The sequence below is a fragment of the Pseudonocardia sp. EV170527-09 genome (assembly GCF_008369905.1).
Classification (GTDB): Bacteria; Actinomycetota; Actinomycetes; order Mycobacteriales; family Pseudonocardiaceae; genus Pseudonocardia.
In genome coordinates, this window is sequence record NZ_VRMC01000089.1 from 1 (window position 1) to 22,668 (window position 22,668).

Genomic DNA, 22,668 nt, shown 5'->3' on the forward strand with positions numbered 1-22,668 from the left:
CGACGACGAGTTGAGCGAGCCGCAGCCGGGCGCGCGGGGTCAGGGCGGCGTTAGCGTGGGACACGAAGGCCTCCGGTGGGTGAAGCGGTTCCTAGACAGCTCCACTTCACAACCGGAGGCCTTCGTCTGTCAGCCAGACTCACCGCCCCCGGACGGGACAACCTCCCTGGACATCACAACTAGCTCAACCGGCGCCCGGCCCGCCCGGCCAGCGCGACGAGCGGGTCGCCGGTGAGCCGGTAGGTGGTCCATCCGTCGTTCGGCACCGCGCCGACGGAGCGGTAGAAGCCGATGGCCGGGGTGTTCCAGTCCAGCACGTTCCACTCCAGGCGCTTCCAGCCGCGCCGGGCCACCTCGGCGGCCAGCTCGGCGAGCAGGGCCGCGCCGTGCCCGCCGCCGCGTGCGGCGGGGGTCACGTAGAGGTCCTCCAGGTGGATCCCGGCGACGCCCTCCCAGGTGGAGAAGGTCCGGAACCAGATGGCCGTGCCGACGACCGCGCCGTCGTCGCCGGTGGCGACGAAGGCCCCGGCCGACGGGTCCGGGCCGAACAGCGCGGCGTGGAGCTGCTCCTCGGTCAGCCCGCACTCGTCCGCGGCCTTCTCGTAGTCGGCCAGCTCGTGCACGAGCCTGACCATCACCGGCACGTCGTCGGGGGTGGCCGTCCGGACGCTCACTGGTCCTCCGCTGGTATGGGGCGCTGGTTGACGTGGTCGAGGCGGGGGACCCCGCGCTCGAACCCCAGCACGCTGACCCCGGCCGGGTCCATGCGGAAGTGCACCCCGCCACTCGCGGGCAACCCGATCCAGCGCGCCGTCAGCACCCGGGAGAAGTGGCCGTGCCCCACGAGCACGACGTCGCCGTCGCCGAGCAGGGCGCGTGCGTCGGCGAGCACGGCGTCGGCGCGGGCCGCGACGTCGTCGGGGGTCTCGCCACCGGGCCACGGCCCGTCCCAGATCGTCCAGCCCGGCAGGGACTCGCGGATCTGCGGCGTGGTCCGGCCCTCGTTGTCGCCGTAGTCCCACTCGACGAGCCGGTCGTCGACCGCGTCCACCCGCAGCCCGGCCAGCTCGGCGGTGTCCCGCGCGCGCGAGCGCGGGGAACAGAGGACCCGGGCGGGCGGGGCGTCGTGGCGGACCAGGGCCAGCGCGGTGCGCACCCGGCGGGCGGCGACCCGGCCCTGGTCGGTCAGCGGGACGTCGGTGCGGCCGGTGTGCTTCCCGGTGCGCGACCACTCGGTCTCGCCGTGGCGCAGCAGGAGGATCCGTCCCTCGGGATCGGCGTCGGTGCTCACGTGCGGCGACGCTAGTCGCGGACGCTGCGGGACGCTCGCGGTGATCACGTCACCCGGACGGGTCGGATCGGTCCCCGACCGGGGAGTCCGCCGGGCGCGCCGTACCCGCAGGGTGGCCGGTTCGGCTGAGATCCGTGGCGGACCACGAGCCGAGGAGCGTCATGTCGTCGCAGTTCTCCCACCGCCCCGCGCGGCGGCGCATCGCCGGGATCGCCGCCGCGGCCGGCCTCGCGGTCACCGTCGCGCTGACCGCGCCCGCCGCCGCGGGCACCGCGGTGGCCGCGCCGTCCGCCCCTGCGGTGCAGGCGGGCGCGATCGGCCCTGGCGTGCAGATCGCCACCCCGGTCACCGGCGGAGCCGAGCTGTGCACCGCCAACTTCCTCTACACCCCCGCCGCCGCGCAGGACGGACACCGGGACGGGGCCGACGGCGCCCAGCACCAGGCGGCGCCCGCCGGGGCGCTCTACCTGGGCGCGGCCGCGCACTGCATGGCGGGCGAGGACGCGATGTCGTCGGTGGACGGCTGCAGCGAGCCGGTCATGCCGGAGGGCATCGAGGTCGGCATCCGCGGCCGCGACGGCAGGAACTACACCGGACGGGTCGCCTACAACTCCTGGGCGGTCATGCAGGACCGCGGCGAGACCGACCCACAGCTGTGCCTCTACAACGACCTGTCGCTGATCCGCCTCGACCCGGCGGCCGTCGCCGTCGCCGACCCCACGGTCCCCGGCTTCGGCGGTCCGACCGGGCTCGACACCGACGGCACCGAACAGGGGGAGAAGGTCTACAGCTACCAGCCCAACCAGCTCGTGGCGACGCCGTACAAGCAGGGGTTGAGCCTCGGGCAGCCGGAGGGGCCGCGCACCCACGTCGTCTCCACCACGCCGCCGGGGGTCCCGGGCGACTCGGGCTCGGGCTACCTCGACGCGTGCGGCCGGGCGTTCGGGCTGCTGTCGAGCCTGATGCTGCCGACCAACACCAACGGGGTCACCGACATCGCCCGCGCGCTGGCCTACGCCGAGCGCCACGGCGACGTCGGCGCGCTGGAGGTCGTCCCCGGGCGGGTCCCGTTCACCCCGGGTGTGCTGCCGCTGACCGAGCTGCCCACCGGCCCGTCGCTGCCCGCGCTGCCGCTGCCCGACCTCACCCCGGCCCCGCTGCGCTGACCCGCTGCGCTGCCCCGGTGCACCGCCGGGGACCGGCGCCGGACGCCCCGTCGGTGTGCGGGTGGCCACTCCGGACGTGCCGGGTGGCCGGTTCCCGGCGCGCGCCCGGTTAGACTCGCCGCCAGATCCGACAGCTCGTCCCGGCGCGGCGCCCCTATCCCGGCGTGGCGGGCGGGATGGCCGTCCGGCACCGCGAGCAGGTCGACGTCAACCCGCGACGCCCGGTGCGACGGCAGGCGCGTCCGTGCGCCGCTCTCGTACCGCACCACCCGTGGAGTTCTCCCATGACGCTCGCCCAGGACCCGACCACGCGCTCCGCCCCCGACCGGCACGAGGTGTTCGGCGCGCACGAGGGCGGCAAGCTCGCCACCGGCCTGACCGCGCCGCTGGCCGACGAGCGCGACCTGTCCATCGCCTACACCCCCGGCGTCGCCGACGTCTGCCGCGCCATCGCCGACGACGCCTCGCTGGCCGCCCGCTACACCTGGGCGCACCGGCTGGTCGCCGTCGTCAGCGACGGCACCGCGGTGCTCGGCCTCGGTGACATCGGGCCGCGCGCGTCGCTGCCGGTGATGGAGGGCAAGTCGGCGCTGTTCAAGTCCTTCGCCGGGCTCGACTCGATCCCGCTGGTCCTCGACACCACCGACGTCGACGAGATCGTGGAGACCCTGGTCCGGCTGCGCCCGACCTTCGGTGCGGTCAACCTCGAGGACGTCGCCGCGCCGCGCTGCTTCGAGCTGGAACGCCGCCTGGTCGAGGCGCTGGACTGCCCGGTCATGCACGACGACCAGCACGGCACCGCCGTCGTGCTGCTCGCCGCCGTCGACGGCGCCTGCCGGGTGCAGGACCGCTCGCTGTCGGACCTGCGCATCGTGATCTCGGGGGCCGGCGCTGCCGGCATCGCCTGCGCCCGCATCCTGCTGACCGCGGGCGCCTCCGACGTCGTCCTGCTGGACTCGCGCGGGGTCGTCGACGCCGGACGGGGCGGGGAGAAGGCCGCCCTGGCCGCCGTCACCAACCCGCGCGGGGTCACCGGTGGGGTCGCCGAGGCACTGGCCGGCGCGGACGTGTTCGTCGGGCTCTCCAGTGCCACGCTGCCCGAGGAGCTGCTGGCCACGATGGCCCCGGAGGGCATGGTCTTCGCGCTGTCCAACCCCGATCCCGAGGTGCACCCGGAGGTCGCGGCCCGGCACGCCGCGATCGTGGCGACCGGCCGCAGCGACTTCCCGAACCAGATCAACAACGTGCTGGCCTTCCCGGGGATCTTCCGCGGGGCCCTCGACGCGCACGCCCGCCGCATCACCGACGACATGAAGATCGCGGCGGCGCGGGCCATCGCCGACGTCGTGGCCGACGAGCTGTCCCCGCAGAAGATCGTGCCCGGCCCGTTCGACCCGCGGGTGGCCCCGGCCGTCGCCGCGGCGGTCGCCCGCGCCGCCGCGACGCCCGCCTGACCACCGGCCGTCGGGCGGCCATAACCCCGGTTACGAAACGTGTGCAATCGGGGTCTGCGCCGAACGGCACGGTGCGCTGTGAGCGGTCGACCACGCACGGTCGGATCGGTTGCCACCGCTCGCCGAGCGCGCCACACCCTTCACCCTCCGACGGCTACCTGTCACCACCCGTGAGTGACGGGCGGGGCAGCGGCATTGGGCCGAACGGCCTCATTACTCGCTGTGTCGGGTGGCTCGATCGGTCTACCCGCCCGGATCGCCCGGCACGGTGGCTCGTTGTTCCCGACGGAGCTGCCGAACGGAACGGAGGCGGGCGTGTCGGAGCAGGAGTCGCGGGCGGGACACCGTCCGGGTGCATCGGTCGGAGAACCGGCCGGTGGACGCGCGGAGCAGGCACCGGGTGCCCGCCGGGACCGGGATCGTGACCCCGGCCTGGCCGGTGACCTCGCCCGGGCCTTCGCCGGTCCCGGCGGTACCCCGGCGGGGCGCACCCGGCCCGGTCCCGACGACGAGCAGCTCCTCGCCCCGGCGGAGGCCCTGAACGCCGCGCCCGCGCCGGACGCCGAGATCTCCGGCGCGGGCTTCGGGGAGCCGCCGTTCGGCATGGCCCGGCGGCTGCCCGGTGCACCGCGCCCGCCCGGTCCGGCCCCGTCGGACACCGCCGCGGGCCCCGGTCCGGGGACCGCCGGGTCCACGGGTGCCGACGGCCCCGACCACTCCGCGGTGCAGCTCCCGCCCTCGCCCGCGCTGGTCTGCGACGCCGGGGGCGTCGTCGTCCACACCAACGCCGCGCTCCGTCGCCTCGCCGGCTCCGCCGACCCGACCGGCATGCGGCTCCCGCAGCTGCTCGTCGGCCCGGACTCCGACGCCCGCCTGGTCCGCGCCGACCGCCGGCTGGCCCGGGTCAAGGTCGTCCGCTGGAACCAGCCCGGCGACCGCACCGTCGTGCTGCTCACCCCGTTCCCCGACGCCGCGCCCGCGCCGTCGGACGAGGCACCCGCGCTCGACCTCGAGCGCGCCACCCGCTCCGGCACCTGGACCTTCGACCTGCAGGCCGGGACGCTGACCCGCAGCGAGGGGCTCGTCGAGCTCTACCGCGCGCTGGGCGTGCGCCCCGACGGCCCGGACGGCCCGATCGAGGGCGAGCAGGTCGAGCGGGTCTGTCGGATGCTGCGCCGCGGCCCGGAGGCCGCGCCGGAGCCCACCACCGCGCACAGCTCCGAGATCCGCCCCGAGGGCGGCGCGGTGCTGTCGTGCCGCACCCGGATCGACCGCACGCCCGGCGGCGCACCGCTGCGCCTGATCGGGACCGTGCAGGACATCTCCGACCGGCGCCGTGCCGAGTCCCGCGCGCAGCGTTCCGGGCAGCGGTTCGCCGACCTCGTCGCCGCGATCACCACCGGCGTCGCGATGCTCGACGGGCGTGGCCGGATCGTCGACGCCAACCCGGCGCTGTGCCAGCTGCTCGACGCCGATCTGGAGACCCTGCGCGGGGTCCCGGCACGCAGCCTGTCCGCCGAGCCTGGGTCCGACCGGCGCGGGGGGCTGCCGGACTGGCTGCGCGACCCGTCGCACCCCGAGCCGACCTACCGGATCGAGTCGCTGCCGCTGCTGCGGGCCGACGGCACCCGGGTCGACTGCGAGGTCGTGGTCAACGCCGCCCCCTCCGACGACGGCCGTCCGTTCTGGCTGCTCGTCGTCACCGACGTGGGGGAGCGCCGCCGCGCCGCCGACGTGCTGCGCGAGGCCGACACCGTCGACCCCCTGACCCGGCTGCCCAACCGGGCCGGGCTGCTGGAGCTCGCCGACCGGCTGCTGGCCGGGCCGGACGCCGACCGGGTCGCCGTCGTCTGCGGTGACGTCGACGACTTCTCCCGCGTCAACACCGGCCTCGGCCACGACGCCGGTGACCTGCTGCTCATCGAGCTGGCGGGGCGGCTGCAGCGCGAGCTGCCGTACCACTGCACGGCCGGGCGGCTGTCGGCCGACGAGTTCGCGGTGGTCTGCGCCGACGTCGACGAGGTCGGCGGGCCGCAGGCGCTCGTCGCCGTCGTCGCCGGGCTGCTGCGTGGGGAGGTCACCGTGGCCGGGAGGCCGATCACGCTGACCGCCTCGGTCGGCGTCGCCGGGCGGGACGCCGCGCTGACCGGCCCGCACGCCGACGCCCGCGGCCCCCGCGGCGACGACCTGCTGCGCTCGGCCGAGGTCGCGGTGCGCGAGGCCAAGCAGCGCGGACGCGGCACGGTCGCCGTCGCCGACCGGGGCGCCGTCGCGCCGGCGCGCCGCCAGCTGGAGCTGGAGGCCGAGCTGCGCGCCGCGATCGAGGGCGACGCGCTGCGCCTGGAGTACCAGCCGGTCGTCGCGCCGGACGGCACCGTCCTGTCCGCCGAGGCGCTGCTGCGCTGGTCGCACCCGGTGCACGGCGAGGTCTCGCCCGGCGAGTTCCTGCCGGTCGCCCAGCGCGGCGGCCTGCAGCGCGAGCTGGACCTGTGGGTGCTGCGCTCCGCCGTCACCGAGGCCGCGACCTGGCCCCGGACCGGTCAGGCCGTCGCCGTCGCGGTGAACCTGGCCGGGCTGCTGCCCGCCGACCCGTCGTTCCTGGCCGACGTCACCGCGATCGTCGAGGGTGCCGGGCTGCCGTGGAACCAGCTGGTGCTCGAGCTCGTCGAGACCAGCCTGGTCGCGCTGCCGCGCCCCGCGCTGGACGCGATGAGCGAGCTCGTGCACCGCGGTGTCCGCTTCGCCGTCGACGACTTCGGCACCGGCTACTCGTCGCTGGCCCGGCTCAAGGAGCTCCCGGCGCAGACGGTCAAGGTCGACCGCGCCTTCGTCACCGGCGTCGGCACCGACCCGGCCGACTTCGCGCTCGCCCGCGCCGTCGTCGAGGTCGCCCGCGCGATGGGCCGCAAGACCGTCGCCGAGGGCGTCGAGACCGCCGAGCAGTTCCACGTGCTGCGCGGGCTCGGCGTGGACGCGTTCCAGGGCTGGCTGTTCGCCCGCTCGCTGCGCCCCGCCGACCTGCACCGCGTGCTGCGCGGCGGCGGCCTGCCGACCCCGGCGACGAGTGCCACCCCGCCCGAGGGGACCCCGGACCTCTGGTGAACCGGTCGCGCCCGCCCACCGCGGGCGCGACCGCCGTCGTCACCGCACGAAGGCGCTCTGCCCGGTGACCGCCTTCCCGACGATCAGCGTGTTCATCTCCCGGGTGCCCTCGAAGGAGAACATCGCCTCGGCGTCGGCGAAGTACTTCGCGATCCGGTTCTCCAGCACCACCCCGTTGCCGCCGACGAGCTGGCGGCCCATCGCCACGGTCTCGCGCATCCGGGTCGCGCAGAACTCCTTCACCAGCGACGAGTGCGCGTCCGAGCCCCGGCCCTGGTCGAGCAGCTGGGCGTTGCGCACCGCCATCCCCAGCGAGGCGCTCACGTTGCCGAGCATCCGCACCAGCAGGTCCTGCATCAGCTGGAACCCGCCGATCGGGCGGCCGAACTGCTCGCGCTGTGCGGCGTAGGACAGCGCCAGCTCGTAGGCCGCCATCTGCACCCCGACCGCACCCCAGGCGGCGTTGGCCCGGGTGCGCTGCAGGACGAGCCCGGCGTCGCGGAACGTGCCCGAGCCGCCGGAGAGCCGGTGCGACTCCGGCACCCTGACCTGGTCGAGCAGGATGTCGGCGTTCTGCACGATCCGCAGTGACTGCTTGCCCTCGATCTTCGTGATCGTCATGCCGTCGGACGGCGACGGCACGACGAAGCCGCGCACCGCGCCGTCGGCGTCCGGGTCGGTGTCCCGGGCCCACACGATGATCAGGTCGGCGAAGGTGGCGTTGCCGATCCAGCGCTTCTCGCCGTCGAGGACCCACTCCGCGTCGGGCCCGGACCCGTCCCGGGTGGCGGTGGTCTCCATGCCACCGGCCACGTCGGACCCGCCGTGCGGCTCGGTCAGCCCGAACGCGCCGATGGAGTCCATCCGGGCCATCGCGGGCAGCCAGCGCCGGCGCTGCTCGGGGGTGCCGCCGGCGTGGATCGAGCCCATCGCGAGGCCGGTGTGGACGCCGTAGAAGCTGTTCACCGACGGGTCGACCCGCGAGATCTCCGCATGCAGGAACCCGAGGAACAGCCGCGACGCAGGAGGATCGGCATAACCGGCCCCCGCCAGGTCCAGCCCGGCGAAGCCCTTCACCAGCTGCATCGGGAACTCGGCACGGTCCCACGCGTCCAGCACGACCGGGGCGACCTCGGCCCGCAGGAACTCCCGCACCCGGCGCAGGTCGGCGCGCTCGGCGTCGGTGAGCAGGTCGGCGTAGTGGAACCAGTCCGCGACGTGCGGGTGGTCCGGGTCGAGGTCCAGCTCGGGACGCGGCAGACGCGTGGGCTCCTTCGGCATGGCCCCACTGTTGCGCCGCGGCGCACCGGCCGCACGGCAGAACGGGCCGGCCCGGTGCACCTATCGGAGCGCGCGCAGCAGCGCGGCACCGGATCCGGGGACCCCGACCGGGCTGAGCACGACATGGTCGGCGCCCGCGGCCCGGTGCTCGGCCATCCGCGCAACGATCTCGTCGCGGTCGCCGCGGGCGGCGACGGCGTCGAGCAGCCGCTCGGCGCGGGTGTCGATCTCGGCGTCGGTGAACCCCATCCCGCGGACGGCGGCGCGGTAGCCGGGCACGTCGAGGAGGAACCCGGCCAGCTCGCGCAGCCCCGTCCGGTCGGTCCCGAGCACGGTCGGCAGCATCACCGCGAGCAGCCGGCCCGGACCGAGCGCCGCCCGCGCCCGGGCGGTGTGCTCCGGGGTGACCAGCAACGTCACCGCCCCGGCGCAGCGGGTACGGGCGAGGTCGAGCTTGCGTGGTCCGAGGGCGGCCAGCAGCCGCTGCGACGCGGGCAGCCCGAGTGCATCGAGCTCGTCGAGGTGACGGTGCAGTGCGTCCAGTGCCCCCGGCTGCTGGGACGCCCCCAACCCGGTGAGGTAGCGCCCGGGATGACGGCGGGACGCGTCGGCGTGCACCGCGGCGACGGCCGACGCCGGGTACACCCCGGTCGGGACGATGCCGGGCACCACGACGGCGTCCCGGGTGCCGTCGAGCAGCGCGGTCAGCCGGTCGAGCCGGTCGATCGCGCCCCCGGCGAGCCACAGGGTGCGGGCACCGGCGTCCTCCAGGGCCGCGGCATCGGCGGGAGCGGGTCCGGTGGCGATGCCGAGCGGGCCCAGGGCGGTGGTCGGGGGCATGTCCGCAGCGTCGGTGCTGAACCGGGCTGCAGGTCAAGCGCGACGGGGTGTCGTGACCTGCGGCCGACCGCTCGCCCGTCGCGCACGACCGGGTTAGTGTGCTGCGACCAAGCGGGGAGCAGGGGTCCCGCGCGACGGCAGGGGGAACCGCCGATGATCGAGTTCCGGGGCGTCACGAAGCGCTTCCCGGACGGGACGGTCGCGGTCGACGAGCTCGACCTCGTGGCCGAGCAGGGGCGGATCACGGTCTTCGTGGGCCCGTCCGGCTGCGGCAAGACGACCTCCCTCCGCATGATCAACAGGATGATCGAGCCGACCTCGGGCGAGCTGCGCGTCGACGGGCGCGACGTGCTGTCCGCCGACCCGGTCGAGCTGCGCCGGGGCATCGGCTACGTCATCCAGCAGGCCGGGCTGTTCCCGCACCGCACCATCGTCGACAACATCGCGACCGTGCCGATGCTCGTCGGGAGCAGCAAGAAGGCCGCGCGGGACCGGGCGATGGAGCTGATGGAGACCGTCGGCCTGGACACCGCGATGGCCAGGCGCTACCCGGCGCAGCTGTCCGGCGGCCAGCAGCAGCGGGTCGGCGTGGCCCGTGCGCTCGCCGCCGACCCGCCCGTGCTGCTGATGGACGAGCCGTTCTCCGCGGTGGACCCGATCGTCCGGGAGAGCCTGCAGGAGGAGCTGCTGCGGCTGCAGTCCGAGCTCGGCAAGACCATCGTGTTCGTCACCCACGACATCGTCGAGGCCATCAAGCTCGGCGACAAGGTCGCGGTGTTCCGGGTCGGCGGCAGGCTGGCCCAGTACGACGAGCCGGGCGTGCTGCTGTCCCGCCCGGTCGACGGCTTCGTCGACAACTTCGTCGGCCGCGACCGCGGATACCGCGGCCTGGGCTTCCTGTCCTCGGACACCATCCCGCTCGGGTCGCTGCCGATGCTCTCGGTCGGCGATCCGCTGCCCGACGACGGCTGGGCGGTCGTCGTCGACGACTCCGCCCGGCCGCTGGGCTGGGTCGAGGCCGGTGCGGGACGGGTGACCGAGGAGGCCATCGTCCCGGGCGGGTCGCTCTACGCCGTCGAGTCCGGCTCGCTGCGCGGCGCGCTCGACGCGGCGCTGTCCTCACCGTCCGGGCAGGGCGTCGCCGTCGACGCCGACGGCCGCGTCGCCGGCTCGGTCACCGCGGACTCGGTGCTCGAGGCCCTGCCCGCGGCCCGCGACTCGCACAACGCCGCCTGAGGCCGCCGTGACCTGGGTGTTCGCCAACCTCGACTCCGTGCTCGACGCGCTCGCCGAGCACGTCGTGTACGCCCTGATCCCGGTGCTGCTCGGGCTGCTGTTCGCGATCCCGCTGGGCTGGGTCGCCAACCGCAACGGAACCCTGCGCACCGTCATGACCAACGCCGCCGGGCTGCTCTACACGGTGCCGTCGCTGGCGCTGTTCGTGTTCATGCCGCCGCTGCTCGGCACCCAGATCCTCGACCCGGTCAACGTGGTCGTCGCGCTGACGGTCTACACCGTCGCACTGCTCGTACGGACGGTGTCCGACGCGCTGTCCGCGGTGCCCGGCAACGTCGTCGACGCCGCGAACGCGATGGGCTACACGCCGCTGCGCCGCTTCGTCGGCGTCGAGCTGCCGCTGGCCGTGCCGGTGATCGTGGCCGGGCTGCGGGTCGCCGCGGTGTCCACGATCAGCCTGGTCACCGTCGGTGCGGTGATCGGCTTCGGTGGGCTCGGCCTGCTGTTCACCGAGGGCTTCAACCGCAGCAACGACGCCCAGATCGTCGCGGGCATCGTGCTCGTGCTGCTCCTGGCGCTCGTCGTCGACTCGGCCCTGCTGCTCGCCGGCAGGCTGCTCACCCCCTGGCAGCGGGCCCGGACCGGGAAGGCGGGGACATGACCTACTTCGGCTGGCTGTTCGACGGCGCGAACTGGACGGGGCCGACCGGCATCCTCGCCCGGCTCGCCGAGCACCTCGGCTACACCGCTCTGACCCTGCTGGTCGCGGTCGTGATCGCGGTGCCGCTGGGCGCCTGGATCGGGCACACCGGGCGCGGCGGGTTCGTCGTCGTCGGGCTGGCCAACGGCCTGCGCGCGCTGCCGACCCTCGGCCTGCTCGTGCTGCTGGCGACGCTCACCGGGCTCTCGCTGGTCGGCCCGATCATCACCCTCATCGTGCTGGCGGTGCCCGCGGTGCTGGCCGGCACCTACGCCGGCATCCGCAACGTCGACCCGGCCGTGGTCGACGCCGCCACCGGGATGGGCATGCGCGGGTCCGAGGTGCTCTGGAAGGTCGAGCTCCCCAACGCGCTGCCGCTGATCATCGGCGGGCTGCGCAGCGCCACCCTGCAGGTCATCGCCACCGCGACGATCGCCGCCTACGTGTCCCTCGGGGGGCTCGGCCGGTTCATCATCGACGGCCTCGGCCAGCGCGACTTCGGCATGATGATCGGCGGTTCGATCCTGGTGGCGGTGCTCGCGATCCTCGCCGACCTGATCCTGGGCGGGCTGCAGAAGCTGATCGTGTCACCCGGCCTGCAGGCCACCGGCCGGACCGCGCCGCGCCGGCTGCGCGCGGTGCCCACCCGCCCCGAACCCGTCCGCGAAGCGGCCTGACCCACCCCGCACGTCCCGAGAGGACACCCACCATGAGACGCACCCGCCTCCTGACCGCCGTCGCCGCGACGGTGACCGCCGCGTTCGCGCTCACCGCCTGCGGCGGGGGCTCCGACCCCCTCGCCGGGGGCGGGCAGTCCGGCAGCGGCGACCAGAACACCGTCGTCGTCGGCGCCGCGAACTTCACCGAGAGCCAGATCCTGTCCTCGGTGTTCGCCCAGGCGCTGCAGGCCAAGGGCGTCACCGTCGAGACCCGGCCGCCGATCGGGTCCCGCGAGGCCTACGTGCCCGCGCTCAAGGACGGCTCGATCGACCTCATCCCGGACTACAGCGGCACGCTGCTGCAGTACCTGGACAAGAGCGCCGCGCAGACCCAGCCGGACGAGGTCTACACCGCGCTGCAGTCCACCCTGAACACCGCGGCGCCGACGCTGACCGTCCTGAACCGGGCCGAGGCCGAGGACAAGGACGCCGTCGTCGTCACCCGGGAGACCGCGCAGCGGCTGAACGCGACCTCCATCGCCGACATCGCGCCGCGCTGCGGTGAGCTCGTGTTCGGCGGCCCGCCGGAGTTCCAGACCCGGCCCGACGGCATCCCCGGCCTCCAGAAGACCTACAACTGCTCGTTCAAGTCCTACCGCTCACTCGACGCCGGCGGCCCGCTGACCGTCGCGGCACTGAAGAACGGCGACGTGCAGGCCGCTGATCTGTTCACCACCGACGCGGCGATCCCGGAGAACGACTTCGTGGTCCTCACCGACCCGAAGAACAACTTCGCCGCGCAGAACGTCGTCCCGCTGATCAACAAGGCGAAGGCGACCCCGCAGGTCACCGAGATCCTGAACGCGGTCTCGGCGAAGCTGACCACCCAGGAGCTGCTCGGCCTGAACGAGGCCGCGGCCGCGCCGGACAAGCCGTCGGTCGAGACCGTGGCGAAGAACTGGCTGACCGCGCAGGGCCTGCTCTGATGGTCGGCGAGGTCCGATCCCTGCACCGCTACCCCGTGAAGTCGATGCTGGGGGAGGACCTCGCCGCCCTGGAGCTCGACGGGCACGGCGTCGTCGGCGACCGGGCACTCGCCCTGACCGACCCGGACACCGGACGGGTCGCGACGGCCAAACAACCCCGGCACTGGCGACGCCTGCTGACGTGCACCTCCGCGGGCGTCGGCGACGACGTGCGGGTCACCCTGCCCGACGGTCGCACCGTCGACGCCGGGCAGGCCGCCGAGCCGCTCGCGGAGCTGCTCGGGCGGCCGGTCGTCGTCGCACAGCAGCGGGCCGACGGCGCCGTCGTCGAGCGCCCGGACCCGGAGGACGTACTGGCCCACGGCCTGGACGCCGAGGTCGACGCGCCGATCCTGGAGATCGCCCAGGGCGCTCCCGGCGGGCGGTTCGTCGACCACTCGCCGGTGCACCTGATCACCACCGCGACGCTGGACGCGCTCGGTGTCGAGGCGCTGCGCTACCGGCCGAACGTCGTCGTCGCGACGCCGCCGGGCACCGAGCCGTTCGTGGAGAACGGCTGGCTGGGGCGCCGGCTCACCCTGGGCGACGTCGTGCTGGTCCCGACCCTGCCGACGCCGCGCTGTTCCGTGCCGACGCTGGAGCACGGCGACCTGCCCCGCGCCCCGCACGCGCTGCGCGGCCCGGCCGAGGCCAACCGTGTCGAGGTCGAGGGATTCGGGGTGCTGCCGTGCGCGGGGCTCTACGCCCGCGTCGAGCACACCGGCACCCTGCGCGTCGGCGACCGCGTCGAGGTGACCTGACCCCGGTCAGGTCAGGCGGTTGTAGACGTCGGTGACCAGCAGCACCGCGAACAGCAGCGACGAGATCCCCAGGATCGCGTTGGACAGCCACCGCGAGCGCGCCTCGCGAGCCACCATCGTCGTGTTCAGGAGCAGGAGCAGCGTGACCGCCAGGAACGGCATGAAGAACGAGCCCAGCACGCCGTAGACCAGCGTCAGCGCGAACGGCCGCCCGATGAGCAGCAGCGCCATCGGCGGGAACGTCAGCCACAGCAGGTACCCGCGGAAGGGCAGCGAGCGCTCGGCGCGGGCCGCCTCGTAGGCGCTCGGCCGCCCGGGGCCGTCGCCGCGCTCGTCCCCGGTCGCGGCGGCCCCGGCCCGGTCGTCCGTGGCGGTGTGTTCCTCCCCGGCGACGACGGCGTTCGTCACGTCCGGCCCGATCGCGGCCTTCTTCCCGTGCGGGAGCCGGATCGCCCGCACCCAGTCGGTGAACAGCAGCGACACGCCGTTCCACACGCCGAGCAGCGAGGTGAAGGTGACCGACAGGAAGCCGACGAGGAACAGGATCCGCACCGGCTCGCCGTAGAGGGCCCCGAGCCGGTCGGCGAGGGTGAGCAGCCCGCTGTCGGACTCGGTGAGGTTCTCCCCGAGCAGGATCGTCGACCCGACGACGAGCATCGAGACGACGAAGATGCCGGTCATGATGTAGCCGGTCGCGTTGTCGAGCCGCATCATCGACAGCCACTTCGGGCCCTTCCAGCCCTTCGCGAACAGCCAGTAGCCGTAGGCGGCCATGGTGATCGTGCCGCCGACGCCGCCGATCAGCCCGAGCACGTAGACCGTGGACCCCTCCGGCAGCCGCGGCACCAGGCCGTTCAGCAGCGCGGGCACGTCCGGGCCGACCAGGATCGCGACGAACACGACCGTCGCGAACTTGATCAGCACGAGCACGGTCATGAACTTCTCGAAGGCGTGGTAGCGCTGCACCCACACCAGGACCAGCCCGACGACGCCCGCGATCGCCGCCCACCCGCCGACCGGCAGTCCGCCGAACAGCGCGTTGAGGGGCAGCCCGACCGCCGACATCGCGGTGGCGCCGTAGACGAAGCCCCACACCACGATGTAGACGCCGAAGAAGCCGGTGGCCCAGTAGCCCAGCCGTCGCCAGCCGTCGAGCATGGTGGCGCCGGAGCCGAGGTGCCAGCGGCCGACGGCCTCGCCGAGCGCGAGCTTGACCAGCGTCCCGACGACGGCGGCCCACAGCAGCACCGTCCCGAACGACGCTCCCGCCACCATCGTCGCGACGAGGTCGCCCGCCCCGACGCCGGTCGCCGCGGCGAGCAGCCCCGGCCCGATCGAGCGGATCTTCCGTGCACCGGTGGGGGGTTCCAGGAAGTCCGTCTGCGGAGCGGGGGAGGCCATCGTCACAGTCTCCGATCACGGCGTCGTGGGTGGTGTGCCGTGCACGCTAGGCGAGCGCGCCGGGGGGTTCCAGCGCGGGAGGGTCACGAACGGACGAACCGGACCCCCCGAACGCGGGCCCGGGAGGGGCGGTCGACGCACCCGGCGTTGCAGCGGCCGCAGGTGCGGCGCACCATGAACGGGTACCGGGACCGGCCGATAGATTGGCCGCGGCGTCGGCCGGGTCACGGTCGTCGCACGCGCACGCACGGAGGGTGGGCATGGCGAACATCGACGAGATCCGGGCCGGGATCGGGCGGGCCAACCAGCAGGCCACCGAGAGCCTCGGCGCGCTGCGGCACGCCCGACAGGCCATCGAGGAGGCCGGCGCCGCGTTCTCGCAGAACATCTACGGCACCGCCCAGAACGACGCCGACGACGCCCGCGCCCGCTTCGCCGCCGCGTCGGAGAAGATCGACGAGGTCGAGCAGGCCCTGCACATCGCCATGCAGTCCGCCGACGACGTCGCCTCGCGGCTCTGACCGCGCCCGCCCGCCCCTGATGGCCCGTCGTCCGAACCGCCGCGAGCGGATCCGGTCCGCCTTCGACGGGTTCCACCGGGCGGCGTCGCGGGCACTGGGCGCGGCGGAGGGACGCCGCGACCGGGCCGCGACCCGGCACGCCGAGGTCATGGCGGAGCTGTGGCTGCGCGAGACCGGGTACGACGCCGCGCGCCGCGACCCGGGGCTCTCCCGGTTGTTCGACAACCCACGGCTCGACGGCGTCCTCGCCCGGGTCGCCGAGGACCGGGCGCACGTGTTCGACCGCTGGCAGGGCGACTCCCCGCAGACGCTGTCGGAGATCGTCGCCGACGCCACCCCGGGTGCCGCCGGTGACGACCCGACCGACTGGAAGCCGGTCGCGGGCGCCGTGGAGCCGACCGGTCCGGTGCCGGAGATGTGGGTGCTCGGCACCGGCTCGGTGGAGGGCGGCGCCCCGTTCCGGGTCGCGGTCCCGCTGCTCGACGGCGCGCACCTGCAGGTGGTGTCGACGCCGCGCTCCCGCGACCGGGCCGAGGCGATGGTCGAGCAGCTGGTCCTGCGCACCGTGCGGTACTTCCGCCCGGGCGCGGTGAACGTGCACGTCTGGGACGTCGGACAGCTCGCCGGCGCACTGCCCGGGCTGTACCCGCTGACCCGCACCGGGCTGCTGACCGTGCACGACCCGACCCGGCTGGGGCGGCTGCTGGACCAGCTCGCCGACCGGATCCGCCGGGTGCAGACCCGGGTGCTCGCCGACGGCGCCACCTCGCTGCGCGAGCTCGCCGACCGCACGGGGGAGCGCCCCGAGGCGTGGCTGGTGGCGGTGCTCGTCGGCAACGGCCGCGAGCTGCCCGAGGCCGAGCTGCGCCAGCTGCAGCGGGTCGCGCGCGGCGGTGTCGCGGCGGGGGTGCAGCTGGTGCTGCTCGATGTCCCGGCGGCGCTGCCGCGTCCGGTGGAGACCGTCGACTTCGGGGACCCGCCGGGCGTCGACCCCGCCGACGACCGGCAGCCGGTCCCGGTGCGGACGTCGGTGACCGGGCCGCACGTGCTCGTCGAGCCGGACCCTCCGGGGCCGGCCGACGACGTCACCGCGGTGTGCGAGGCGATCGCCGCCGGGCACGAGCAGTGGCGCGGACGGCTGGGGGCGTTCAAGGACATGCTGCCCCGGCGGCGTGGCGAGGGCCGCTCGCACGACGGGCTGAAGGTCGTCGTCGGGCACGAGGACGGCATCCCCGCCGAGCTGAGCCTCGACGACCACTCCCCGCACGCACTCGTCGGCGGGCCGAGCGGGTCGGGCAAGACGAACCTGCTGCTGGCCTGGATCGCCGGGCTCGCCGCGCACTACGGCCCCGACGAGGTCGAGCTGTACCTGCTCGACTTCAAGGAGGGGGTGTCGTTCACCCCGTTCGCCCCGGACCCCGACGGGCACCGCGCCGACCGGCTCCCGCAGGCCCGCCTGATCGGCGTCAACATCAACACCGACCGGGAGTTCGGGCTCGCGCTGCTGCGCCACCTCTCCGAGGTCATGCGCAGCCGCGCCGAGGCCGCCCGCCGGCACGGCGCGACCAAGCTGGCCGAGCTCCGGGCCGAGCGTCCGGACCTGCGGCTGCCGCGGATCGTCGCGGTCATCGACGAGTTCCAGTTCCTGTTCACCGGCCGGGACGCGGTCAGCGCCGAGGCGACCGCGCTGCTGGAGGACGTCGCCCGGCGCGGCCGCTCGCAGGGCGTGCACCTGGTGCTGGCCAGCCAGGACGTCTCCGGCATCGACGCGCTGTGGGGCCGTTCGGCGATCTTCGAACAGTTCGTGCTGCGGATCGCGCTGCCCCGCGTGCGGCGGATCCTCGCCCAGGACAACGAGGCGGCGCTGGCGCTCTCGCGCTGGCACGCGATCGTCAACCACGACTCGGGCGTCGCCCACGGCAACCACGTGGTCCGGCTGCCCGAGGCGGGCGGCCCGGTGGTCCGCGACGTCCAGGTGACCGCGTTCGCCGACTTCCCGGACACCCCGGAGCCGGTCGTCTTCGACGGCGCCCGCGCCCCCTCCCACGACGCGCTGGCCGCCCGGCTGCCCGCCGACGGTGTGCCCCGCGCGCTGGTCGGGCAGTTCGTCGACGTGCACGGCAGCCCCGCGGCCGCCGAGCTGTCCGACGGTCCCGGCCGCAACCTCGGGGTGATCGGGCCCGACGCCCGCGTCGCCCTCCCGCTGCTGTGCTCGGCCGTCCGCTCGGTGGCGTCGTCGCTGCCCGACCCGGCCGGCGCGCAGATCGTGCTCGTGCCGCTGGTCCCGGACGCGGTGGCCGCGTCGGGCGCGCTCGCCCCGGACCTGCCCGGCACGGTGGAGAAGGTGTCCGCCGACGGGTTCGCCGCCCGCGTCGCCCAGCTGGCGGCGACGGTCCGCGCCCGGGCCGCGTCGGGCGGTGGTGGGGGACACGCGTCGCTGCTGGTCGTGGTGTTCGGCGCCGACGCGGCGGAGTCCATGCTGGACCGCACCGGCACCGAGGACCTGCGGGCGCTGCTGCGTCACGGCCCGGGTGTCGGGGTGCACGTGCTGGGCTGGTGGCAGGGCGCGCAACGGTTGAAGACACTGCTGGCCCCGCCGGGTGCGGCGATCGACGACCTCGGTGCCTGGGTGGCGACCGGCGTGCAGGGCACCGACCTGGTGGCGCTGCTGGGCGGGCAGCCGCTCGACTGGACGCCGACGCCGGGGCGCGCGCTGTTCCTCGACCGCTCCCGGCACGGACGCCCGCAGCTGGTCATCCTGACCGACGCCGGAGGCGGCAGCTCGGGCACCGACGCCGGTGGCGGCGGCTCGGGCACTCTCGCCGGAGGTGGGGCGTGACCGCGGTGGAGCGTTACCGGGCGGTGGTGTCCGAGCTGGCCGGCGCCGTCGTCGACCTGCGGGAACGCGACGCCCGGCGGGCCGAGGAGCTGCGCCGCGAGCTGCGTGGCACCGAGCGGGAGCTGCGCGAGGCCGCGGACCGGCTCACCCTGGCCCGCGGCATGTTCGAGCTGCGCTGGGAGGCCGCGTTGCAGCTGATGTGGGCGGCCGAGGAGCCGGGGCGGCCCCGCCCGCGACCCGACCTGCGGGCCGACCCGGACCAGCACGCCGCGCTGGAGGAGGCCGCCGACGAGGCTCTGCGGGAGCTGCGCTCCTCGGGCGACCGGCGGCTGTTCCGCCTGCGCCGCGACGACGACTGACCCCGTCCCGCGCGCCGCACCGGGCCCGTTCCGCACCGGGCCCGCGCCGTCCTGCCTACGCCGTGCGGCGCGCCACTCCCGCCGCACCGCGTGCGCGGCACCGGATCGTGGGTGGGCGGTCAGCCCAGCGGGACGACGCCCAGCAGCAGTGCGACCCCCAGCATCACCAGCGAGCAGACCGCGGCCCGCCAGATCACCTTGCGGTGGTGGTCGGCCAGGTTGACCTTCGCCAGCGAGACGAGCAGCAGCAGCGCCGGGACGAGCGGGCTGGTCATGTGCACCGGCTGGCCGATGATCGAGGCGCGGGCCATCTCCACCGGGGCGATGCCGTAGTGGCCCGCGGCCTCGGTGAGGATCGGCAGGATGCCGAAGTAGAACGCGTCGTTGGTGATGAAGAACGTCAGCGGCATGCTCAGCACCCCGGTGATCACCGCGAACCAGGAGCCGACCGACGGCGGCACGGCCGAGACGATCCCGTTCGCCATCGCCGTCACCATGCCGGTGCCCGACAGCACCCCGACCAGGACCGCTGCGGCGAACACCATGGACACGACGCCGACGATCGAGGTGGCGTGCGAGGTCACCGCCCGGAGCTGGTCCTCGGGCTTCGGGAAGTTCACGACCAGGGCGATCGCGGCGGCCGCGACGAACACCAGCGACAGCGGCAGGACGTCCATGCCCAGCAGCACCAGCAGCGCGACCGTGAGCGCCAGGTTGAACCAGATCAGCTTCGGCCGCAGGGTCGGGCGGTTCGGGTCGAGGGTGCCCCCGAGGTCGTCGGAGGCGTCGGAGGCGCCCCCGGCGGAGCCCGACGCCGGGCGGTCGGCACCGTGCGTGCCGTCGGTGCCGGTGCCCCCGCCGACCAGGGCGGGCTCGTGCACCGCCACCATCTCGTCGGCGACGACCGACAGCGTGCGGCCCGAGGCGAGCAGCCGCTTGCGCTCGGAACGACCGAGCTGCCAGGCCAGCAGCAGCACCGTGGCGATGCCGGCCACCATGCCCGGGACCATCGGGTTGAACAGCTCCGAGGGGGACACGTTCAGCACCGTCGCGGCGCGGATCGTCGGGCCGCCCCAGGGCAGGATGTTGAGCACACCGTTCGCGAGGTTGGCGACGACGGTCAGCACCACCGGGCTCAGCCCGAGCCGCAGGTAGATCGGCAGCAGCGCGGACACCGTGATGATGAAGGTGGTCGAGCCGTCGCCGTCGAGGGAGACGACCCCGGCCAGCACCGCGGTCAGCACGACCAGGCGCACCGGGTCGTTCTTCACCGTGCGCAGCACGAAGCGGATCAGCGGGTCGAACAGCCCGACGTCGATCATCGTGCCGAAGAAGATGATCGCGAAGAACAGCAGCACGGCCGTCGGCGCGAAGTCCTTGAAGGCGGACGAGATCGAGTCCACGACGCCGTCCTCACCCGGTTCGGACAGGCCGGTGCCGGTCACCACGAGGGCGAAGGTCAGCGGGACGAGGACCAGCGCCAGTGTCGGCGCGAGCCGCTTCGACAGGATCAGGTACATGAAGACCGCGATCATCGCGGACCCGAGAACGATGAGCATCGGTGCTCCTCTTCGACGGACGTGTCGAGGAGCAACGCTAGGTCCGGACCCCGGCCCCGGTCCCGCTTGCGGACACAGCCCACGTAGTGGTCGCTGCGTGCCCTGTGGTCGTTGTGGTCACGGGGTCACTCGTCGTCGGCGTCGTCCCGGGCGAGAAAGCTCGACAGCCGCTCGACGGCCGTCTCGAACTGCGGGTTCGCGTCGACGAAGGCGCGGAGCCGGTCGGCCAGCCACTCGACGCTGACCTGCTCGTCGCCGCGCCGGTCGACGAGCTCCTCGATGCCGCGGTCGGTGAAGTACATGCCGGCGAGGATACGGCGGGCACTGCTTGACCCGGACGCGACGGCATCGTTTCCGATGGGTCTCCCACCGCCTCGTGAGGAGACCCCATGTCCACCGCGCCGCCCGCGGCGACCGTCGTGCCGACCCCGGTCAGCGACCGTGCGCTCGCCCCCGACCTCGCCCGGGGGGCGATGCTGCTGCTGATCGCACTGGCCCACGCCCCCTGGTTCGCCTACACCTCGGAGCTGGGGGCCACGCTGCTGCACGCCGCGGACGGCGGGCCCGCCGACCGGATCGCCCAGATCGTGACGATCACCGCCGTCGACGGCCGTGCCTGGACGCTGTTCGGGTTCCTGTTCGCCTACGGCATCGGGCAGCTCTACGGCCGCCGCATCGCCGGCGGCGGCACCGATGCGCAGGCACGACGGCTGCTGCGCACCCGGCACTGGTGGATGCTCGCGTTCGGCCTGCTGCACGCGGCACTGCTGTGGCAGGGCGACATCCTCGGCACCTACGGCCTCCTCGGCCTGGTGCTGGTACCGCTGTTCCTGCACCGCAGCGACCGCACCCTGCGGACCGTGGCCGGCGTGCTGGTCGGACTCGCCGTGGCCGTCCCCACGGTGACCGGCGTGCTCGCACAGTTCACCGGCGGCAGCACGCCCACGGCCGTCGCGCAGCAGGTGGCCCTGTCCACGCCGGGCTGGCTCGCCACCCTGCCGTTGCGGCTCGGACTGTGGGTCGCGGCGCTCCCGGGGGCGTTCCTGACCCTGGTGATGCCCGCCGCGGTGCTGCTCGGGCTGCTCGCCGCGCGGCACCGCGTCCTGGAGGAGCCGAGCCGCCACCTGCCCCTGCTCCGCCGCACCGCCGTCGTGGGCATCGCCGTCGGCTGGTCGGCGGGGCTCGCCCAGGCGCTCGTGCACGTCGGCGTCGTCGTCCTGCCGGACCCGGGCGCGTTCGCCGGTCTGCACATCGCCACCGGGATCTTCGCCGCCCTCGGCTACGTCGCGGTGTTCGGCCTCGTCGCGCACCGGCTCGGGACCCGTCCGGTGGCGCCGCTGCCGGTCCGGGCCCTCGTCGCGCTCGGCCGCCGGTCGCTGAGCGGCTACCTGGCGCAGTCGCTGCTGTTCGTGCCGCTGCTCGCCGCCTGGGGTCTCGGACTGGGTGCCCATCTCTCGGGCTGGTCGGCGTCGCTGGTCGGGGCGGGGGTGTGGCTGCTCACCGTCGTCGTCGCGTACCGGCTCGACCGGGCCGGTGTCCGGGGGCCCGCCGAGACCCTGCTACGACGGCTGACCTACCGCTCGGCCGCCCGTCGGTGACCCCGCCCCGGGGGTGGCGGCACGGTGGCCGCGCCGTCACCGTCGGCGTGCGGTGGCACCGCGGAACCGTCGGCGTGCGGTGGCACCGCGGACGGAGGATCCCACCGGCCCGCGGGAACCCCGCCGAGGGGCCGCACTAGCGTCCGGTGCGGCCGCACCCGTGGCCCGCCGCCCCCCGACGCACCGGAGTACCGATGTCCCGCACCGAGCCCCTCGCCCGCACCCTGCACGACGTCGGACTGGCCGCCTGGTTCGGCGGGTCGCTGATGGGCGTCACCGGACTGAAGGCGCGCTCGACGCCGTCGGCGACCCGGCCGAGCGCGAGCGGCTCGCCGGGGCCGGCTGGGGCCGGTGGGGCCGGATCGGCAGCGCCGCGATGGCCGCCCACCTGCTCGGTGGCGCGGGCCTGCTGGTGCGCGACGTGGCCCGTGCCCGGCGCGAGCCCGCCGCCGCCACCGCCGCGGTCTCCCGGGCCGCGCTCACCGGCGCCGCGCTCGCCGCGACGGCCTACGCGGGTGCCCTGGGACGGCGTGCCGGGTCGGACGCCCCGGCCGGCGCCGGTCCGGCTGCGCCGGAGCCTGCCCTAGCTGTGATGTCCAGGGAGGTTGTCCCGTCCGGGGGCGGTGAGTCTGGCTGACAGACGAAGGCCTCCGGTTGTGAAGTGGAGCTGTCTAGGAACCGCTTCACCCACCGGAGGCCTTCGTGTCCCACGCTAACGCCGCTCTGACCCCGCGCGCCCGGCTGCGGCTCGCTCAACTCGTCGTCGAGCACGGCTGGACCCACACCGCGGCCGCGACAATGTTCATGGTCTCCGCGCGGACCGCCAAGAAGTGGTCCGACCGCTACCGGGCCGAGGGGCCGGCGGGGATGGCCGAC

At 74.8% G+C, this 22,668-nt stretch carries 21 protein-coding genes; 14 read left to right on the plus strand and 7 right to left on the minus strand.

Annotated features, from left to right (window positions below):
- Positions 1–179 precede the first annotated feature (179 nt).
- Positions 180–635, minus strand: a complete 456-nt coding sequence (locus FVA95_RS22685; protein ID WP_149665976.1) for a GNAT family N-acetyltransferase — start codon at positions 633–635, stop codon at positions 180–182.
- A 35-nt stretch (positions 636–670) separates the two neighbouring features.
- Entirely contained in the window at positions 671–1,291 is a 621-nt protein-coding gene (locus FVA95_RS22690; RefSeq protein WP_149665961.1) for a histidine phosphatase family protein, read from the minus strand.
- Positions 1,292–1,452: 161 nt separating this feature from the next.
- On the opposite strand from FVA95_RS22690, the gene FVA95_RS22695 reads away from it, so the two are divergent.
- The 3 genes from FVA95_RS22695 (at position 1,453) to FVA95_RS22705 (ending at position 7,013) form a co-directional block, all read left to right on the plus strand.
- Positions 1,453–2,457 carry a serine protease gene (locus tag FVA95_RS22695; RefSeq protein ID WP_149665962.1) on the plus strand — a complete coding sequence of 335 codons (1,005 nt, stop codon included), beginning with the start codon at positions 1,453–1,455 and terminating at the stop codon, positions 2,455–2,457.
- Positions 2,458–2,741: 284 nt separating this feature from the next.
- Positions 2,742–3,911, plus strand: coding sequence for an NADP-dependent malic enzyme (locus tag FVA95_RS22700; protein WP_149665963.1), 1,170 nt, complete (start codon positions 2,742–2,744; stop codon positions 3,909–3,911).
- A 315-nt stretch (positions 3,912–4,226) separates the two neighbouring features.
- The gene (locus FVA95_RS22705) at positions 4,227–7,013 is read left to right on the plus strand and encodes a bifunctional diguanylate cyclase/phosphodiesterase (RefSeq protein WP_149665964.1); all 2,787 of its coding nucleotides are present in this window, start codon (positions 4,227–4,229) and stop codon (positions 7,011–7,013) included.
- Positions 7,014–7,052: 39 nt separating this feature from the next.
- Here FVA95_RS22705 and FVA95_RS22710 read toward each other — a convergent pair whose 3' ends face one another.
- Together FVA95_RS22710 and FVA95_RS22715 are read right to left on the minus strand one after the other, a co-directional pair.
- Positions 7,053–8,294, minus strand: a complete 1,242-nt coding sequence (locus FVA95_RS22710) for an acyl-CoA dehydrogenase family protein (protein WP_149665965.1) — start codon at positions 8,292–8,294, stop codon at positions 7,053–7,055.
- A 60-nt stretch (positions 8,295–8,354) separates the two neighbouring features.
- Positions 8,355–9,134, minus strand: coding sequence for an LLM class F420-dependent oxidoreductase (locus tag FVA95_RS22715; protein ID WP_149665966.1), 780 nt, complete (start codon positions 9,132–9,134; stop codon positions 8,355–8,357).
- Between the two features lie 153 nt (positions 9,135–9,287).
- Here FVA95_RS22715 and FVA95_RS22720 point away from each other — a divergent pair, with 153 nt between their 5' ends.
- Genes FVA95_RS22720 through FVA95_RS22740 form a run of 5 tightly spaced genes read left to right on the plus strand, consistent with a single transcriptional unit; the run spans position 9,288 to position 13,515 of the window.
- Positions 9,288–10,370 carry an ABC transporter ATP-binding protein gene (locus tag FVA95_RS22720; RefSeq protein WP_149665967.1) on the plus strand — a complete coding sequence of 361 codons (1,083 nt, stop codon included), beginning with the start codon at positions 9,288–9,290 and terminating at the stop codon, positions 10,368–10,370.
- A 7-nt stretch (positions 10,371–10,377) separates the two neighbouring features.
- Positions 10,378–11,031, plus strand: coding sequence for an ABC transporter permease (locus tag FVA95_RS22725; RefSeq protein ID WP_020623165.1), 654 nt, complete (start codon positions 10,378–10,380; stop codon positions 11,029–11,031).
- Positions 11,028–11,747 carry an ABC transporter permease gene (locus tag FVA95_RS22730; RefSeq protein WP_149665968.1) on the plus strand — a complete coding sequence of 240 codons (720 nt, stop codon included), beginning with the start codon at positions 11,028–11,030 and terminating at the stop codon, positions 11,745–11,747. Before FVA95_RS22725 ends, FVA95_RS22730 begins: the two co-directional genes overlap by 4 nt.
- Positions 11,748–11,779: 32 nt before the next feature.
- Complete coding sequence (locus tag FVA95_RS22735) at positions 11,780–12,715, plus strand: ABC transporter substrate-binding protein (protein ID WP_020623163.1); 936 nt, start codon at positions 11,780–11,782, stop codon at positions 12,713–12,715.
- A complete protein-coding gene (locus FVA95_RS22740; protein WP_149665969.1) occupies positions 12,715–13,515 on the plus strand; it encodes an MOSC domain-containing protein in 801 nt (266 codons plus the stop codon). The genes FVA95_RS22735 and FVA95_RS22740 overlap by 1 nt, the downstream gene beginning before the upstream one ends.
- 6 nt (positions 13,516–13,521) lie before the next feature.
- On the opposite strand, the gene FVA95_RS22745 is transcribed toward FVA95_RS22740, so the two are convergent.
- A complete protein-coding gene (locus FVA95_RS22745; RefSeq protein WP_164514897.1) occupies positions 13,522–14,916 on the minus strand; it encodes an Nramp family divalent metal transporter in 1,395 nt (464 codons plus the stop codon).
- A 260-nt stretch (positions 14,917–15,176) separates the two neighbouring features.
- On the opposite strand from FVA95_RS22745, the gene FVA95_RS22750 reads away from it, so the two are divergent.
- The 3 genes from FVA95_RS22750 to FVA95_RS22760 are packed head-to-tail and all read left to right on the plus strand — an operon-like array spanning position 15,177 to position 18,635.
- Entirely contained in the window at positions 15,177–15,437 is a 261-nt protein-coding gene (locus tag FVA95_RS22750) for a hypothetical protein (protein WP_020623160.1), read from the plus strand.
- Positions 15,438–15,456: 19 nt separating this feature from the next.
- Entirely contained in the window at positions 15,457–18,276 is a 2,820-nt protein-coding gene (locus FVA95_RS22755) for an FtsK/SpoIIIE domain-containing protein (RefSeq protein WP_149665971.1), read from the plus strand.
- Positions 18,273–18,635, plus strand: a complete 363-nt coding sequence (locus FVA95_RS22760) for a hypothetical protein (RefSeq protein WP_149665972.1) — start codon at positions 18,273–18,275, stop codon at positions 18,633–18,635. The genes FVA95_RS22755 and FVA95_RS22760 overlap by 4 nt, the downstream gene beginning before the upstream one ends.
- A gap of 119 nt (positions 18,636–18,754) precedes the next feature.
- On the opposite strand, the gene FVA95_RS22765 is transcribed toward FVA95_RS22760, so the two are convergent.
- The gene (locus tag FVA95_RS22765) at positions 18,755–20,194 is read right to left on the minus strand and encodes a CitMHS family transporter (protein ID WP_149665973.1); all 1,440 of its coding nucleotides are present in this window, start codon (positions 20,192–20,194) and stop codon (positions 18,755–18,757) included.
- Between the two features lie 125 nt (positions 20,195–20,319).
- Positions 20,320–20,496 carry a DUF6104 family protein gene (locus FVA95_RS31510; RefSeq protein WP_020623156.1) on the minus strand — a complete coding sequence of 59 codons (177 nt, stop codon included), beginning with the start codon at positions 20,494–20,496 and terminating at the stop codon, positions 20,320–20,322.
- A gap of 87 nt (positions 20,497–20,583) precedes the next feature.
- On the opposite strand from FVA95_RS31510, the gene FVA95_RS22770 reads away from it, so the two are divergent.
- The 3 genes from FVA95_RS22770 to FVA95_RS22780 form a co-directional block, all read left to right on the plus strand.
- Positions 20,584–21,792, plus strand: a complete 1,209-nt coding sequence (locus FVA95_RS22770; protein WP_149665974.1) for a DUF418 domain-containing protein — start codon at positions 20,584–20,586, stop codon at positions 21,790–21,792.
- 376 nt (positions 21,793–22,168) lie between these two features.
- Positions 22,169–22,429 carry a hypothetical protein gene (locus FVA95_RS22775; protein WP_149665975.1) on the plus strand — a complete coding sequence of 87 codons (261 nt, stop codon included), beginning with the start codon at positions 22,169–22,171 and terminating at the stop codon, positions 22,427–22,429.
- Positions 22,430–22,494: 65 nt separating this feature from the next.
- A partial coding sequence (locus tag FVA95_RS22780; RefSeq protein WP_149662471.1) for a leucine zipper domain-containing protein occupies positions 22,495–22,668 on the plus strand: 174 nt, incomplete at its 3' end.